Origin of the sequence: Nocardiopsis sp. L17-MgMaSL7, from assembly GCF_003182025.1 — a bacterium.
Taxonomy (GTDB): domain Bacteria; phylum Actinomycetota; class Actinomycetes; order Streptosporangiales; family Streptosporangiaceae; genus Nocardiopsis; species Nocardiopsis prasina.
Map to the genome: position 1 here is coordinate 157,158 of NZ_QGTF01000007.1, position 15,161 is coordinate 172,318.

The 15,161-nt window shown below is 70.8% G+C and carries 7 protein-coding genes and 1 tRNA gene; 7 read left to right on the forward strand and 1 reads right to left on the reverse strand.

The window, feature by feature from the left end; all coding sequences use genetic code 11:
* Window positions 1–52 precede the first annotated feature (52 nt).
* The 3 genes from BDW27_RS14305 to tmk all read left to right on the forward strand — a co-directional run bounded on the left by BDW27_RS14305 (window position 53) and on the right by tmk (window position 7,298).
* The gene (locus BDW27_RS14305) at window positions 53–1,348 is read left to right on the forward strand and encodes a hypothetical protein (RefSeq protein WP_110049640.1); all 1,296 of its coding nucleotides are present in this window, start codon (window positions 53–55) and stop codon (window positions 1,346–1,348) included.
* 716 nt (window positions 1,349–2,064) lie between these two features.
* Window positions 2,065–4,911 carry a type I DNA topoisomerase gene (topA, locus tag BDW27_RS14310; RefSeq protein ID WP_110049641.1) on the forward strand — a complete coding sequence of 949 codons (2,847 nt, stop codon included), beginning with the start codon at window positions 2,065–2,067 and terminating at the stop codon, window positions 4,909–4,911.
* A gap of 278 nt (window positions 4,912–5,189) precedes the next feature.
* A complete protein-coding gene (tmk, locus tag BDW27_RS14315) occupies window positions 5,190–7,298 on the forward strand; it encodes a dTMP kinase (protein WP_110049642.1) in 2,109 nt (702 codons plus the stop codon).
* A gap of 95 nt (window positions 7,299–7,393) precedes the next feature.
* On the opposite strand, the gene BDW27_RS14320 is transcribed toward tmk, so the two are convergent.
* Entirely contained in the window at window positions 7,394–7,921 is a 528-nt protein-coding gene (locus tag BDW27_RS14320) for a pyridoxamine 5'-phosphate oxidase family protein (protein ID WP_233515763.1), read from the reverse strand.
* 191 nt (window positions 7,922–8,112) lie between these two features.
* On the opposite strand from BDW27_RS14320, the gene BDW27_RS14325 reads away from it, so the two are divergent.
* From BDW27_RS14325 to BDW27_RS14340, 4 genes are all read left to right on the forward strand, one after another.
* Entirely contained in the window at window positions 8,113–9,285 is a 1,173-nt protein-coding gene (locus BDW27_RS14325; protein ID WP_110049644.1) for a DNA polymerase III subunit delta', read from the forward strand.
* Window positions 9,286–9,447: 162 nt separating this feature from the next.
* Complete coding sequence (locus BDW27_RS14330; protein WP_199560664.1) at window positions 9,448–10,992, forward strand: alpha/beta hydrolase; 1,545 nt, start codon at window positions 9,448–9,450, stop codon at window positions 10,990–10,992.
* Window positions 10,993–11,067: 75 nt separating this feature from the next.
* Window positions 11,068–11,143: transfer RNA gene (locus tag BDW27_RS14335), tRNA-Thr, on the forward strand.
* A 598-nt stretch (window positions 11,144–11,741) separates the two neighbouring features.
* On the forward strand, window positions 11,742–15,077 hold the full coding sequence (locus tag BDW27_RS14340; protein WP_233515764.1) for an AAA family ATPase: 3,336 nt from the start codon (window positions 11,742–11,744) through the stop codon (window positions 15,075–15,077).
* Window positions 15,078–15,161 lie beyond the last annotated feature (84 nt).

Consider the following 15,161-nt stretch of genomic DNA (forward strand, 5'->3'; position numbering starts at 1 on the left):
GCCCGCACACGACACCTTCTCATCAACTCGTTCTCTTGAAAGGACTTCCCACATGCGTAAGTGGGCCAGCACCTCCGCGAAGTCCGTGCTCATGGCGGCCGGCTTCGTTGCTCTGGGCACCGGCGTGGCCTTCGCCGACAGCGATGTCGCCACCAGCGGCAACGGCTCGGTTCTCGGCGGCAACCAGGCCGTCGTCGACGCGGACGTCCCCGTCAACCTGACCGGCAACGCCGTGGGCGCCGTCGCCGGTATCGCCGGTGCCTCCAGCACGGGTTCCGACGCCAAGGTGATCGACCACCACCACAACGAGGTGCACACCTCGGGCAACGGCTCGATCCTCGGCGGCAACCAGCTGGTCGTCGACGGTGACATCCCCGTCAACGTCACCGGCAACGCGATCGGCGCCGTCGGCGGCGTCGCCGGTGCGGCCAGCACCGGCAGCGACTCCAAGGTCCTCGAGCACGGGCACGGCCACAAGCACGGCGAGCCCGACATCGCCACCTCCGGCAACGGCTCCCTCATCGGCGGCAACCAGATCGTCGGCGACCTGGACATCCCCGTGAACGTCTCCGGCAACGCGATCGGCGCCGTCGGCGGCGTCGCCGGTGCGGCGGCCACGGACGCGGACGCGATCGTCCGTCAGAGCCACGAGGCTCCCGGCGTCGAGCACCAGTCCGCTCCGATCACCGCGACCGACCTGGTCAGCGAGGCCGTGAGCAACGCGCAGATCCTGCCTGACACCTCCGGCATCGACGCGGGCATCCTGCGTCAGTCCGCCCCGGTCCGTGAGCACCAGTCGATCGCCACCTCCGGCAACGGCTCCGTGCTCGGCGGCAACCAGGCCGTCGTGGACCTGGACGTCCCCGTGAACGTCGCGGGCAACGCGATCGGTGCGGTCGGCGGTGTCGCGGGGGCGGCCGCCACTGACAGCGACGCGGTCGTCAAGGAGGCCCAGCGCGACATCGCGACCTCCGGCAACGGCTCCGTGCTCGGCGGCAACCAGCTGGTCGCCGACGCTGACGTCCCGGTGAACGTCGCGGGCAACGCCGTGGCCGCCGTCGCGGGTGTCGCGGGCGCCAGCGCCACCGACGCCGACTCCAAGGTCGTGCACCAGAGCGCGGAGACCGAGCCGCAGTCCTCGGCCCTGAGCAGCGTCCCGGTCGTCGACCAGCTGCCCGAGGTGCCCGTCTCCGAGATGCTGCCCGTCGGCTACGACCTGAGCGAGACCGCCGCGCAGTCGGTGCAGGAGCACGCCCCGGAGCGCGCCTCCGAGCTGCCCGAGCCCTCCGAGATCCCGGCCGTCGACCCGGTCGGCGACCTGCTGGGCGCCGCCGGTATCGGCCTGTAGCTGACAGAACGGGTTCCGGGATCCGTGCGGCGGACGCCTTCGGGCGTTCCTCCGGACGAGGTCCGCAGGACCTGAGTGGGGGGTGTGCCCGTTCACGGCCACCCGCCGTACCAGGGGAGTGCGGCCTCCCGTTCCGTTATGGAACGCGGTGGACTGCGGGAAGCCGGAACTCCCCGGCACGGCGGCGGCGGTGGGACGGGACAGTGTCCCCGCGACCGGCACCGAGTGAGGTGCCGTGCACGTCCGAAGTGAAGTGGTGGTGAGTCGCCTCCGCGCTCCCGTTCCGTTATGGAACGCGGTGGACTGCGGGAGGGTGGGGGTGACGACCGCCGAGCTCAGGACGTGAGCCGAGTCCTCCCGGGAATATCCGGGAGGACTCGCCGCATTCTGGAGGCGGAGACACCCTGACGCCCCGAAGTGTGATGCAAGTCACTTTCACGGGGTGTTCCAGGTGCTCTCCCGAGCAGGAAATGGTTCGGGGGAGAGCGGCGCCACGGCCGGTAGTGCAGGTTACGGGCCGGTACCGGCTCGGGTTGCGCTTATTCTGCGGGTGCCGGTGGGAGAGGGCCCGACGTCCGTGGAGGGTGAGCCCCCAATGAGGGGCCAGGCCCGCTCACCGACGGGGGAGAGCCCGTAGTTCGGTTACTGTCGGTTCCCACGGGACCCGAAGGACCGCGGCCGACAGAACACGTAAGGCTAGACGTAGGGGAATCAGCGTGCCACCCACGAAGGGCAGCGCCGGCAAGAACGGCTCGAAGGACAACGCAAGCCAGGGGGCGGGTACCGCCCTCGTCATCGTCGAGTCACCAGCCAAGGCGAAGACCATCGCCGGGTACCTGGGGCGCGGCTACGTCGTGGAGTCCAGTATCGGTCACATCCGTGACCTGCCCACCAAGGCCGCGGAGATCCCCACCAAGTACCGGGGGCAGCCCTGGGCGCGGCTCGGTGTGGACGTGGACAGCGACTTCGAACCGCTCTATGTCGTCAACTCCGACAAGAAGGCGCACGTCAAGAAGCTCAAGGAGCTGATGGCGGACGCCGACGAACTCCTGCTGGCCACAGATGAGGACCGCGAGGGCGAGGCCATCGCCTGGCACCTGCGCGAGGAACTCAAGCCCAGGATCCCCGTCCGCCGGATGGTCTTCAACGAGATCACCAAGGACGCCATCCAGCACGCCGCGAACAACACGCGCGACCTGAACACCCGCCTGGTCAGCGCCCAGGAGACACGCCGCATCCTCGACCGCCTCTACGGCTACGAGGTCTCCCCCGTGCTGTGGAAGAAGGTCATGCCGAAGCTCTCGGCGGGCCGCGTCCAGTCCGTCGCCACCCGTCTGGTGGTCGAGCGCGAACGCGAGCGCATGGCGTTCACCTCCGCCGAGTACTGGGACCTCAAGGCGCTCTTCGACGCCACGGAGGCCGGGGTCCCCGACGGCCCCGCCACGTTCCCGGCGACGCTCTCCTCCGTGGACGGCAAGCGGATCGCCTCCGGGCGCGACTTCACCCCCCAGGGCACCATCCGCTCCGACCGCGACGTGCGCCAGATGGACGAGGCCACCGCCCGCGGGCTGGCCGAGCGCCTGGCCGGGGCCGGTTTCGCGGTGAAGTCGGTGGAGCGCAAGCCCTACCGCCGCTCGCCGTACGCGCCCTTCCGCACCACCACCCTCCAGCAGGAGGCCTCCCGCAAGCTCAACCTGTCCGCGAAGCAGACCATGCAGGTCGCCCAGCGGCTGTATGAGAACGGGTACATCACCTACATGCGTACCGACAGCACCACGCTGTCGGACAGCGCGATCAACGCCGCCCGCAACCAGGTGCGGCGCCTGTACGGCGGCGACTACCTGCCGGACAAGCCGCGCGTGTACGCCAAGAAGGTCAAGAACGCGCAGGAGGCCCACGAGGCCATCCGCCCCGCCGGTGATACCTTCCGCACCCCCAACGAGACCCCGCTGTCCGGTCCCGAGCTGCGCCTGTACGACCTCATCTGGAAGCGCACCGTCGCCTCCCAGATGAAGGACGCGGTCGGCGAGTCCGTGTCCGTGCGGATCGAGGGGACCTCCTCCAACGGTGAGGTCGCCGAGTTCTCCGCCAGCGGCAAGGTCATCACCTTCCACGGCTTCCTGAAGGCCTACGTGGAGGGCTCCGACGACCCGGCCGCCGACCTCGACGACCGTGAGCGCCGCCTGCCCGCGATGTCCGAGGACGACCCGGTCAAGGCGCAGAGCCTGGAGGCCGAGGGGCACAGCACCCGGCCGCCCGCGCGCTACACCGAGGCGACCCTGGTCAAGGAGCTGGAGGAGCGGGAGATCGGCCGCCCCTCCACTTACGCCTCGATCATCGGCACCATCCTGGACCGCGGCTACGTGTTCAAGAAGGGCACGGCGCTCGTGCCGTCCTTCCTGGCCTTCGCCGTGGTGCAGCTGCTGGAGCGCCACTTCGGGAACCTGGTGGACTACGAGTTCACCGCCCGCCTGGAGGACAGCCTCGACGACATCGCCCGGGGCGAGGCCGAGAGCCTGCCGTGGCTGCGACGGTTCTACTTCGGTGGCGAGGACGCCCAGGGCAACCAGGAGACGGGGCTCAAGGAGCTGGTGGGCGACCACCTCTCCGACATCGACCCCAAGGAGGTCAGCTCCCTCCCGCTGCCCGGCACCGACATCGTGCTGCGGGTGGGGCGTTACGGCCCCTACCTGGACCGCGAGGGCGTCCGCGTGAACGTCCCGGAGGACCTGGCCCCGGACGAGCTGACCGAGGAGAAGGCCGAGGAGCTCTTCGCCCAGCCCAGCGGCGACCGCGAGCTCGGCACGGACCCGGAGACCGGTCGCATGATCGTGGCCAAGTCGGGGCGGTACGGCCCCTACGTCACCGAGGTCATCCCGGAGCCGGAGGAGCCCGAGGGCGAGACCAAGCCCAAGGCGAAGAAGGCCGCCAAGGTCAAGCCGCGCACGAGCTCGCTGCTCAAGGACATGGACCTGGACACGGTCACCCTGGAGGACGCGCTGCGCCTGCTGTCCCTGCCCCGCGTGGTGGGACAGCTCGACGGCGAGGACGTCACGGCCCAGAACGGCCGCTTCGGCCCGTACCTGAAGAAGGGCACCGACAGCCGCTCCCTGGAGACCGAGGAGCAGATGTTCACGGTCACGCTGGAGGAGGCCCAGGCGATCTTCGCCCAGCCCAAGCAGCGCGGTCGCCGGGCGGCGGCCCCGCCCCTGCGCGAGCTCGGTGAGGACCCGGAGTCGGGCGCCAAGATGGTGATCAAGGACGGTCGGTTCGGTCCCTACGTCACCGACGGGGAGATCAACGCCTCCCTGCGCAAGGGCGACGAGGTCGAGTCGATCACCGACGAGCGGGCCGCGGAGCTGCTGGCCGAGCGTCGGGCCAAGGCCCCCGCGAAGAAGAAGGCGCCGGCCAAGAAGCCCGCCGCCAAGAAGGCCCCGGCGAAGAAGCCCGCCGCGAAGAAGACCGCGACCACCACGGTCAAGAAGGCGGCGGCGAAGAAGCCCGCGGCCAAGAAGACCGGCGAGCCGAAGACGACGGCCAAGAGGACCACGGACGAGTCCTGACCGGCCCCGACCGCGCGCCCGGGTGTTCCCTCACGGGGGACGCCCGGGCGCGCGGTTCTCCGGCGGGCGTGCGGTTCCCTGGGGCGCGTGGGGCCCCGGAGGAGACGTGACGGATACGCGACGCGGGGCCCTGTTCGGGGATGATCTTCCGTACTACGCTGTGCGTGACGGATTGGGACACTGAAACGTGTGTGAACCCCGAACGTTCCCCCCGAATTACCTGGACAGGCGAGCACGCCTGTCAGTTCCTATCCCCCTCATCGATAATCTTGAGCGCTATGAGCAGATCTGCACCCCTGGGAGCGCCGGCCGAGGCGCAGAACGTCCTCGCGATCACACCCTTCAGAAGGCTGTGGATCTCGCTTTCACTCTCCAGCCTGGGTGACTGGCTGAGCCTGCTGGCGTTGGTGTCCCTCGCGGCCATCTTCACCGCGGACGGCTCCCCCCTTGTCCAGTACCTCGCCGTCAGCGGCGTCGTCGCCATCAAACTCGCCCCCGCGGTCCTGCTCAGCCCCCTCGCCGGGGCCGTCGCGGACCGTCTGGACCGGCGGTGGACGATGGTCGGCGGCGACGTCCTGCGGGGCCTCCTCTACGTGTCGATCCCCGTGGTCGGCCTGCTGTCCTCCGGTTTCACGTTGCAGTGGCTGCTGATCGCCAGCCTGCTCGCGGAGATCGTCGCCCTCCTGTGGACCCCGGCACGGGACGCCACCATTCCGACCCTCGTCCCCAAACGGATGCTCGGTCAGGCCAACAAGCTGACCCTTCTGGCGACCTACGGCGCCGCCCCGGTCGCGGCCCTGCTGTTCGCGGTTCTGGCCTCGGTCAGCAACCTGCTGGGCGCGCTTGTGCCGTCCATGGCCAACCCCGAGGCGGACGTAGCCCTCTACCTGAACGCCCTCACGTTCTTCGTCGCCGCGATCGTCGTCGCGGGGCTGCCGCTGCCCAAGCACGCGGTCTCCAAGGCGTCGCTGAGCCCCAACCGTGACGCGAACGTCCTGCACGCGGTTCTCTCCGGCCGCGCCGCGGTCGGCGGCGGTTCGCTCGTGCGGGGCGTGGTCGTCGGGCTGGCCGTCACGGCCGCCGCTGGCGGTCTGGTGGTCGGTGTGGGCCGGGCGCACGTGGAGAACCTCGGCGCGGGCAACGCCGGTTTCGGTGTCCTGGTCGCCGCGCTCTTCCTGGGCCTGGGACTGGGGATCGTCTCCGGTCCGCGCGTCCTCAAGCAGTTCAGCAGGCGCCGCCTGCTCGGTCTGGCCGTCGTCCTGGCGGCCCTGGCCCTGCTCTTCACCGGGGCCATCGGCGACATGGTGCTCTCCGCCGTCCTGGCGCTGGTCCTGGGGACGGGTGCCGGTCTGGCTTGGGTGACCGGGACGTCCCTGGTCGGCGTGGAGGTCGAGGAGGAGCAGCGGGGCGCCGCGTTCGCCCTCCTGCACGGCGCGGGCAGGCTGGCCCTGCTCGCGGGCGCCGTCCTGGCTCCGTTGGCCGCCGGTTTCGCGGGGGATCACGTGATCCCGCTCGGTGGCCCGCTCAGCTACGACCTGCACGGCAGCGGTCTGGTCCTGATGGCGGGCGGCCTGCTCGCCGTCGTCGGGGCGATCGTCGCCTACCAGCAGGTCAACCGGGACGACCCGGAGGCCGGGCCCGGTCTGCTCCCCGAACTCTTCGCGGCGCTGCGCGGGATCACGCCCACCGCGGACGAGGAGGAGGACGCGCGGATCACCGGCGCCTTCATCGTCCTGGAGGGCGGCGAGGGCGCGGGCAAGTCCACCCAGGTGCGTGAGCTGACGGTGTGGCTGCGCGACCAGGGCTTCGAGGTGGTGGGTACCCGCCAGCCGGGCGCCACCAAGCTCGGCATGCGCCTGCGCGGCATCCTGCTCGACCGCGAGAACTCGCACATCACCAACCGCGCCGAGGTACTGCTCTACGCGGCGGACAAGGCCGACCACGTGGAGCAGGAGATCCTGCCCGCGCTGCGCCGGGGCGCCGTGGTGATCAGCGACCGCTACGTGGACTCGCTGCTCGCCTACCAGGGCGCCGGGCGCGACCTGGAGGTCGACGACGTCGGCCGGATCAGTTCGTGGGCCACCCAGGACCTGGTCCCGGACCTGACGGTGCTGTTGGACGTGCGCCCCGAGGACGGGCTGTCGCGTCTGGGCGGGCCGGCCGACCGGATCGAGTCGGAGTCGGTGGAGTTCCACACGCGGGTCCGCAAGGGCTTCCGTGAGCTGGCCGAGCGGGATCCGGACCGCTACCTGGTGCTCGACGCCCGGGAGCCGCAGGAGAAGATCACCCGGGAGATCCAGCGCCGGATGCGTCCGCTGCTGCCCGACCCGATCGACTCCAGCTCCGAGGCGGTCACGGGCATGATCCCGGTGATCCGCCCCGAGTAGGACCGGTTCGCGAGTGTGTGGGCCCCTTCCCTGGCGGGAGGGGGCCCTTCGCTGTCCGGGGCGGCGGGCGCGGGGCGGGTGCCGGCGCCCGGGACTCAGGGGAACGTGTACCGGGTCTGGCTGAACACGGGTGCCTTGCCGAAGGCGAGGGCCTTCACCGGGGTGACCCGGACGACCAGGACCCGGGATCCGCGCACCGCGTCGGGGAGCCCGAACCAGGTGCCGCCCTCGGCGGTGACGGCGGGGCCGTACTTCTCCTCGTAGGCGCTGGCGATCCGGTCCAACGCGGCCGGGTCGTCCACCGGTGCGCCGGTCCCCTCGACGACCACGTCCGGGCCGCCCTCCAGCGCGTTGTCGCCCGTGCTCATGGCGCAGTGCGGGTTCGCGGCCAGGTTGAGGGCCTTGCGTTCCTCCCTCCCGGTGCAGAAGTACGCGGCTCCGTCCATCCACACGCCCAGCAGGGGGGTCGCGTGGGGGCGGCCGTCGGGGCGTACGGTCGTCACCCAGTACAGGGGCGCCTCGGCCAGGACGGCGCGGGTCCGTTCCCAGGGGATCGGTCCGGCGCCGGGGCTGCTGTACTCCGGGCAGGCCTCGGCCAGGGGCGCGGGAGCGGATGCGTTCACGTTGACCACCTTCTTCCTCTCACGAGAACAGACTCGCCGAGTGAGGCGAAGTCATCGGTGCACCTCGCCGGTGATCGGCGTGCCTCTCCGGTGGGGGCGCGTCGCTGAGGAGGGCCTGTGGAAAACGGTCCCGGTGTCGGCGGGGGCTCCTATTCTGGAACCAGACATTCCATGTGCTCCGGGGGGCAAGCTTGACGGTCTTCGACGACCTCGTCGGCCAGGAGGCGGCGAGCGCGCAGCTGGGGCGTGCCGTGGCGGGCGCGGCCGATCTCCTCGCCGGGGGGCGCGGCGCCGGGATGACCCACGCCTGGCTGTTCACCGGTCCGCCCGGGTCCGGTCGGGAGGAGGCGGCGCGCGCCTTCGCCGCCGCCCTCCAGTGCCGGGCCGGGGGGTGCGGACACTGCGACTCCTGCCACCAGGTGCTGGCCGGAACCCACCCGGACGTGCTGTACGTGCAGCCCAGCGGCCTGAGCTTCGGTGTGGCAGCCACCCGTGAACTCGTGCTCCGCGCCGGGTCCAAGCCCTCCGGCGGTAACTTCCGGATCGTGCTCTTCGAGGACGCCGACCGCGCCACGGAGGCCGCCTCCAACGCGCTTCTCAAGGCCGTGGAGGAACCCTCACCGCGCACGGTGTGGCTGCTGTGCACGCCCACCCCGGACGACCTCCTCATCACCATCCGTTCCCGCTGCCGCATGGTCACCCTGGCCACCCCCGGCACCGGGCAGATCGTGGACGCCCTCGTCCAGCGCGACGGGGTGGACCGGACCGCCGCCGAAGCGGCCGCCCGGGCCGCCGCCGGCCGGGTCGACCGGGCGCGGCAACTGGCCACCGACCCGGAGGCGCGGCGCAGACGGGAGGAGGTCCTGTCCATCCCGGCCGGGCTCGACGGGCTCGGGGCCTGCGTCACCGCGGCCGCGCGCCTGTTCGAGATCGCCGAGGAGGAGTCCAAGGCGCTCACCACGGCCCTGAACGAGAAGGAGAAGGACGAGCTCAAGGCGGCCTTCGGTGAGGGTTCCACCGGCAAGGGCGTGGCCAAGGCCGTCCGTGGCGCGGCGGGGGCGCTCAAGGACCTGGACGAGCGGCAGAAGCGCAGAGCCACGCGGATCAAACGGGACTCCTACGACCGGGCGCTGCTGGACCTGGCCGCCTTCTACCGGGACGTGCTCGCCCTCCAGTTGGGTGCGTCAGTGGAGCTGTCCACGGCCGAGCGCTCCGGGGACCTGGAACGGATCGCCCGTTCCGGTACCCCCGAGTCCACGCTGCGGAGAATCGACGCGATCATGTCCTGCCGTGGACGGATCGCGGCCAACGTACACCCGCAGATCGCCATGGAGGCCATGACTTCCGCGCTCCTGGCGGGCTAGGACCCGGGGTGCGGACGGCCACGGCGGACGGGAGAATGGTCCCGGTCACGCGTCGGCGCGGCCGGGCACGGACGGGCGTCGTCCGGAGCCGCGTTCCCACGGGCGTGGCCACGGGATTCGAGTGAAGGCGGTTTACGGGTGGGCACGAGGTATCGGGGTCCGTTGGCGGCGCTGCTCGCCGGGACGGTGCTGGTCTCCGGCTGCACGATCGGCGGTGACGACGACGCGACCGGCGACGACAACGCCGCCCGGGTGGAGGTCACCGAGCAGGAGCTGGCCTGGGAGGAGTGCGAGACCGGCCTGCCCGACAGCGAGTGCGCCGTCTTCGAGGTGCCGTTGGACTACGACGAACCCGGCGGCGAACGCATCGAGATCGCCGTGAAGCGGCTGCCCGCCACCGGCGACGAGGTCGTCGGATCGCTGCTGGTCAACCCCGGCGGTCCCGGCGGCTCCGGCCACGACTTCGTGGACCACGCCCCCTACACCGTCAGCGAGCCGGTCCGTGAGAGCTTCGACGTGGTCGGGTTCGACCCGCGCGGCGTGGGTCGCAGCACCCCGCTCACGTGCCTGGACGCCGAGGGGATCGACGCGTTCCTGGGCACGGACTACGGCGACGGCGAGGGGGCGGACGACCTCGCCGAGCTCAGCCCCGAGGGCCTGGCCGAGATCGAGGCCAACAGCCGGGCGTTCGTCGAGGCCTGTGAGGAGAACGACCCCGAGCTCATGCGCAACATCGGCACCGCCGACGTGGCCCGCGACATGGACGTGCTGCGCGGCCTGCTCGGGGACGAGGAACTCACCTACCTCGGCGCCTCCTACGGCACCCACATCGGCGCGCAGTACGCCGAGCAGTTCCCCGATCGGGTGCGGGCCCTCGTGCTCGACGGTGCGGTCGACCCCAGCCAGGACCAGCTGAGCGTGAGCGTGGAGCAGGCCACCGGGTTCGAGACGGCGCTGCGCTCCTTCGTCGAGGACTGCCTCACCAGACCCGACTGCCCGCTGGGCGCGCGGGGGAGCGGAGTCGACGAGGGCATCGCCGCGCTGGACGCGCTCCTGGCGGGCGCCGCGGACGAACCCCTGGCCAACTCCACCGGCGACGGCCGTGAGGTCAACCGGGCCCGCGCCGAGCTGGGCGTGCTCGCCGCCCTGTACACCGAGAACTGGTGGCCGCGCGTGCGGGAGGCGCTCACCGACGCGATGGAGGAGGGCGACGGCACCGGCCTGTTGCTGCTCGGCGACGACCTGTACGGGCGCGCCGACCTGGCCGAGTACGAGAACTCCACGGCCGCCCTCACCGCGGTGAACTGCTCGGACTCGGTCGCCCCCCGGGAGGTGGAGGCCTACGCGGAGGCGGCGGCCGAAGCCGCCGAGGAGTCGCCGATGTTCGGCCCGATGCTGGCCTGGGGTGCGCTGACCTGTGCGTTCTGGCCGGAAGAGGCGGTCGCTCCGCTCGGGGAGCTCAACGCCGTCGGCGCCGACCCGATCATGGTGGTGGGCACCACGCGTGACTCCGCCACCCCCTACGCCTGGTCCGAGGCGCTCGCCGATCAGCTGGAGTCCGGCTTCCTGGTGACCCGCGACGGCGACGGCCACACCGGTTACCGGATGGGGGACGCCTGCGTGGACACGGTCGTCGACGAGTACCTGCTGGAACTGACCGTGCCCGAGGACGGGCTGGCCTGCGCCAGCCACCTCGAGGCCGGATAGCGGGGACCGGTTCGCCCCACTCGGTGGAGGCGCTAGACTGGTTTCTGCTTCGCCACGCGCACCGCGTGGCGACGTGCCGCCTTAGCTCAGTCGGCAGAGCGATTCACTCGTAATGAATAGGTCATCGGTTCGATTCCGATAGGCGGCTCCAGCCAGAACGCCACCCCGGTCCGGGGTGGCGTTTCGCGTTGGGGGCCAAAAGGGGGCCAGCGGCCCACTCGGCGAAGAGGTTCCCCATGCTGTGGGCTCCCTCGGTGATCACGGGACACAGCTCCTTCCGGTGGACCAGCTCGGTCGTGCTCGTGCTGCTGTAGGCCGCCCACCAGCCGCCCGATGTCCTCCAGGTGCACGCCGCTGGCGGACACGAGCGACACGAAGCCGTGCCGCAGCTCCCGGGACGTCCATGAGCGCTCCACGTCAGCGGTCCGCACGATCGACCGGAAGGCGCGGCGCACGTTGTTCACGTCCCGCCACTCGCCGCTCCGCGTACGGAACACGAGATCGGTGCTCGGCCAGCAGCCCCCGGCCGTGCGGTCGGTGCGGTCGGCGAGCGCGACGTGGCACTCCAGGACACCGGAGGCGGGGGTGGGCCACTCCCCCTGGCCGAAGCAGTGGTCCGGGCCCGCTCGGGGCGGCCGGAAACGGCCGGGAGCAGCCGCCCTTGGGGCGTTTCCTCCTGTTGTGGGAACGCTACGGTGAGGAGCGCACTGATCCCCCGCCCCTAGGAGGCATGGTTGTACACCGTTCGAGTGTCGAAGACGGATCCCCGGGCCTTCGCCTCGCTCGGAGCCGCAGTGCGTGACCCCCGGTTCTCCGGTATGGACCTGTACCTCCAGGTGGACCCGGGCCACTACGTGGAGTCCCGCCGTGTCGTCGTCAGACACAAGGTGCTGGTCGTGCCGTCCCAGGGGGCCGACACCGTGCGGATCTCTGTGAACACCGACACCAACGTCTTCGACGTCGAGGGTGACCTGGAGATCTACGGGGTCCACGTCCAGGGTCACAGCAAGAGGTATCCGCCGATGTACGTGGGCGACGGGGCCCGGCTGAAGGCGGTGGACTGCCGGTTCGAGTCGAGCACGCGGCAGGGGTTCCTGGGGGTCTTCCAGGAGGTCGTCAACTGCCGGTTCGAGGGCGGAGGCGTCGTCTGGAAGGAGGGCGGAGGCCATCTGCGTGACTGCGTCTTCACCGACGCCTCCCTCAACGTCGAGTCCGGGGCGACCCCCGAAGTGAGCTCGGTGGAGTTCTACGGCGGCGACGGCACCTGGGCCACCCTGCGGATCTCCGACGCCTCCCCGACGATCTTCCGTTGCTCGCTCAACGGCTCCGGCGGTGGAGACGTGCCCGCGGTCTTCGTACTGAACGGAGCCAACGCCCGGTTCTCGGATCTGGTGGTCTCCGGTGACGTGGGAGCCCCGATCCGGGTCAGGGGGAGCGGTACCCGCGCCGTCTTCACCGGCCTCCGTGTCAGCGGCGGTCGACCGGACAGCGACAGCCTCTTCGTGTGGGAGGGCGGTGAGGCCAGCGTCTCGGACGCTCGGATCAGCGCGTCCCCGGCGACGGCACTGGGCGTGCGGGACGGCGCGCTCACCCTCGCTGACGTGACCGTCAAGGGAGCGAGGGTGCATGCCCTGTCCGGCGAGGACAGCCGGGTGAAGGGGACGAGGTTGGTCCTCAGCGAGGCGGGCGGCAACACCGTCTGGTCCGACGGCGGCCAACTGGAGCTCGACGACGTGCGGATCACGGGACAGGTGTCGGCCGAGGGAGCGGGAGTCGGAGGCCTGGGCGGGCGCGGTTCCCGGGTGACGGTCAACGGTCTGCGCGTCTCCGGTGTCCCCGGACCTGCGGCGATCCTCAGCGAGTGCCGGGCCACCCTGAACGACGTCACCGTCGAGGATGTCTTCGGTGGAATCCTGGCCAGGGAGAACAGCACGGTGACGGTGCGCGCCATGCGGGACTCCGGGAACCCGGGCAACAGCCTCCACCTGGGGTCCGGGGCCCATCTCGAGGTCTCCGACGCCGAGTTGGAAGGCAACGCGGTGGACGCCGTCTACGTCGCCGGAGCCCGCCTCGCGATGCGCTCGTCCACGGTGAGCCGGAGCGAGGGTCAGGGCGTCTCGGTCCTCGAAGGCGGGGTCGTCACCCTGGAGGACTGCACGATCCGGGACGGTGCGATGGCGGGTGTCCTGATCGTCGACGAGAGCAGCCGCGCCAGGCTGGTCCGGTGCACGGTGACCGGCAACGAACTCCAGGGAGTCGACGCGCACGAGGACGCGCTCGTGCACCAGGAGGACACCACCGTCTCGGACAACAAGGGCGACGAACGTGTCCAGGTCCAGGTGACCGGGGAGCAGTCGGCCGAAGAGCAGCCGACCCACTCGGACGAACCCGAGGACGAGGTCAGACCCCTGGACGGTCTCCTCTCGGAGCTCGACGGCATGGTCGGGTTGGAGGGGGTGAAGAAGGAGGTCCGGTCGCTCGTCAACTTCCAGAAGGTCAACGCCAAGCGTGAGGCGGCCGGCCTCCCGGCCCTGAACGTGAGCCGCCACCTGGTCTTCTCCGGTCCCCCCGGAACGGGCAAGACGACGGTGGCCAGGTTGTACGGCGAGATCCTGCGCTCCCTGGGGGCGCTGGAGAAGGGCCAGTTCCTGGAGGTGGCCAGGCAGGACCTGGTCGCCGAACACCTGGGCGGGACCAGCACCAAGGTCACCGAGGCCGTGGAGCGGGCCCGTGGAGGGGTGCTCTTCGTGGACGAGGCGTATGCCCTGTCCAGGTCCTTCGGTACCGGGTCCGACTTCGGCCAGGAGGCCATCGACACCCTCATCAAACTCATGGAGGACCTGCGCGAGGAGGTCGTGATCGTCTTCGCGGGCTACTCCAGTGAGATGCGGACCTTCCTTGACGCGAACCCGGGGCTGCGCTCACGAGTGGCGCGCACCATCGAGTTCGAGAACTACTCGCCCGAACAGCTCACGACGATCTTCGAGAACATGGCACCCAAGCAGGGCTACGAGCTGGGGGAGGGCGTGCGCGACCTCCTGGTGCGCCACTTCCAGAAGCAGAAGCGCGACGAGACCTTCGGCAACGGCCGGGAGGCGCGCCGGATGTTCGAGGAGGTGGTCCAGGCCCAGGCCACGCGGATCGTGGAGAGCGGGGACGTCGGTGTCGACGAACTCTCCCTGATCCTGCCCGCCGACCTGGAGGGCGTGGTGGACTCGGGGTTGTCCGCACGGGTCGGTGGTCCGCGCGACGCCGACCAGACCCAGCAGCTCATGACCCGGCTGGAGAACATGGTCGGCCTGTCCGGGGTCAAGCGGGAGGTCGCCGACCTCACCAGCCTGATCTCCGCGACCAGACGCCGTCAGGAGGCCGGACTGGCGGCGGATATGCCCTCACAGCACCTGGTGTTCTCCGGGCCGCCCGGGACCGGCAAGACCACGGTTGCTCGTCTCTACGGCCAGCTGCTGGCTGCCCTGGGCGTGCTGGCCCAGGGGCAGGTGGTCGAGGCGGCCCGCGCTGACCTCGTGGGTTCGTTCGTCGGTCAGACGGCGCAGCGGACCAAGGACGTCTTCGAGCGGGCCCGCGGCGGTGTCCTCTTCATTGACGAGGCGTACACGCTGGCTCGTTCGGGCGCCTCCGGGTCCGACTTCGGGCAGGAGGCTATCGACACCCTGCTCAAGCTCATGGAGGACCACCGAGACGAGGTCGTGGTGATCGCCGCGGGCTACACCGGGGAGATGGACGGCTTCCTCGCCAGCAACCCCGGCCTGGCCTCACGCTTCTCGCGGACGGTGGAGTTCGAACCCTACGGCCGGGACGAACTGGCGACGATCTTCACGGGGATGGCCGAGGGCGCCGACTTCCTGGTCCCGGAGGAGACCCGGGAGGCGCTGGTCACCGTGCTCGCACGGAACCCGGAGCTGTACGCCGAGGGCAACGGCCGAGAGATCCGCAAGCTCTTCGAGGCGAGCGTGACCGTGCAGGCACGGCGGATCGAGGCGGCGGTCCGGGCGGGCGTCCACCCGGACCGGGCCGAACTCCAGACCCTGAGGGCGGAGGACGTCGCCGGGGGCGGGGGAGGCTGAGCTGGGGTTCGGGGGTTTCTGACCGACCCTGGCCACAGGTCTGTGCGTCGTCCCGGGTTCCCGGCCTCCCAGGTGGATACGGTA

Coding starts and splice junctions, on each gene's coding strand:
- BDW27_RS14305 (WP_110049640.1), top strand. CDS start 53: ATGCGTAAGTGGGCCAGCACCTCCGCGAAGTCCGTGCTCATGGCGGCC.
- tmk (WP_110049642.1), top strand. CDS start 5,190: ATGAGCAGATCTGCACCCCTGGGAGCGCCGGCCGAGGCGCAGAACGTC.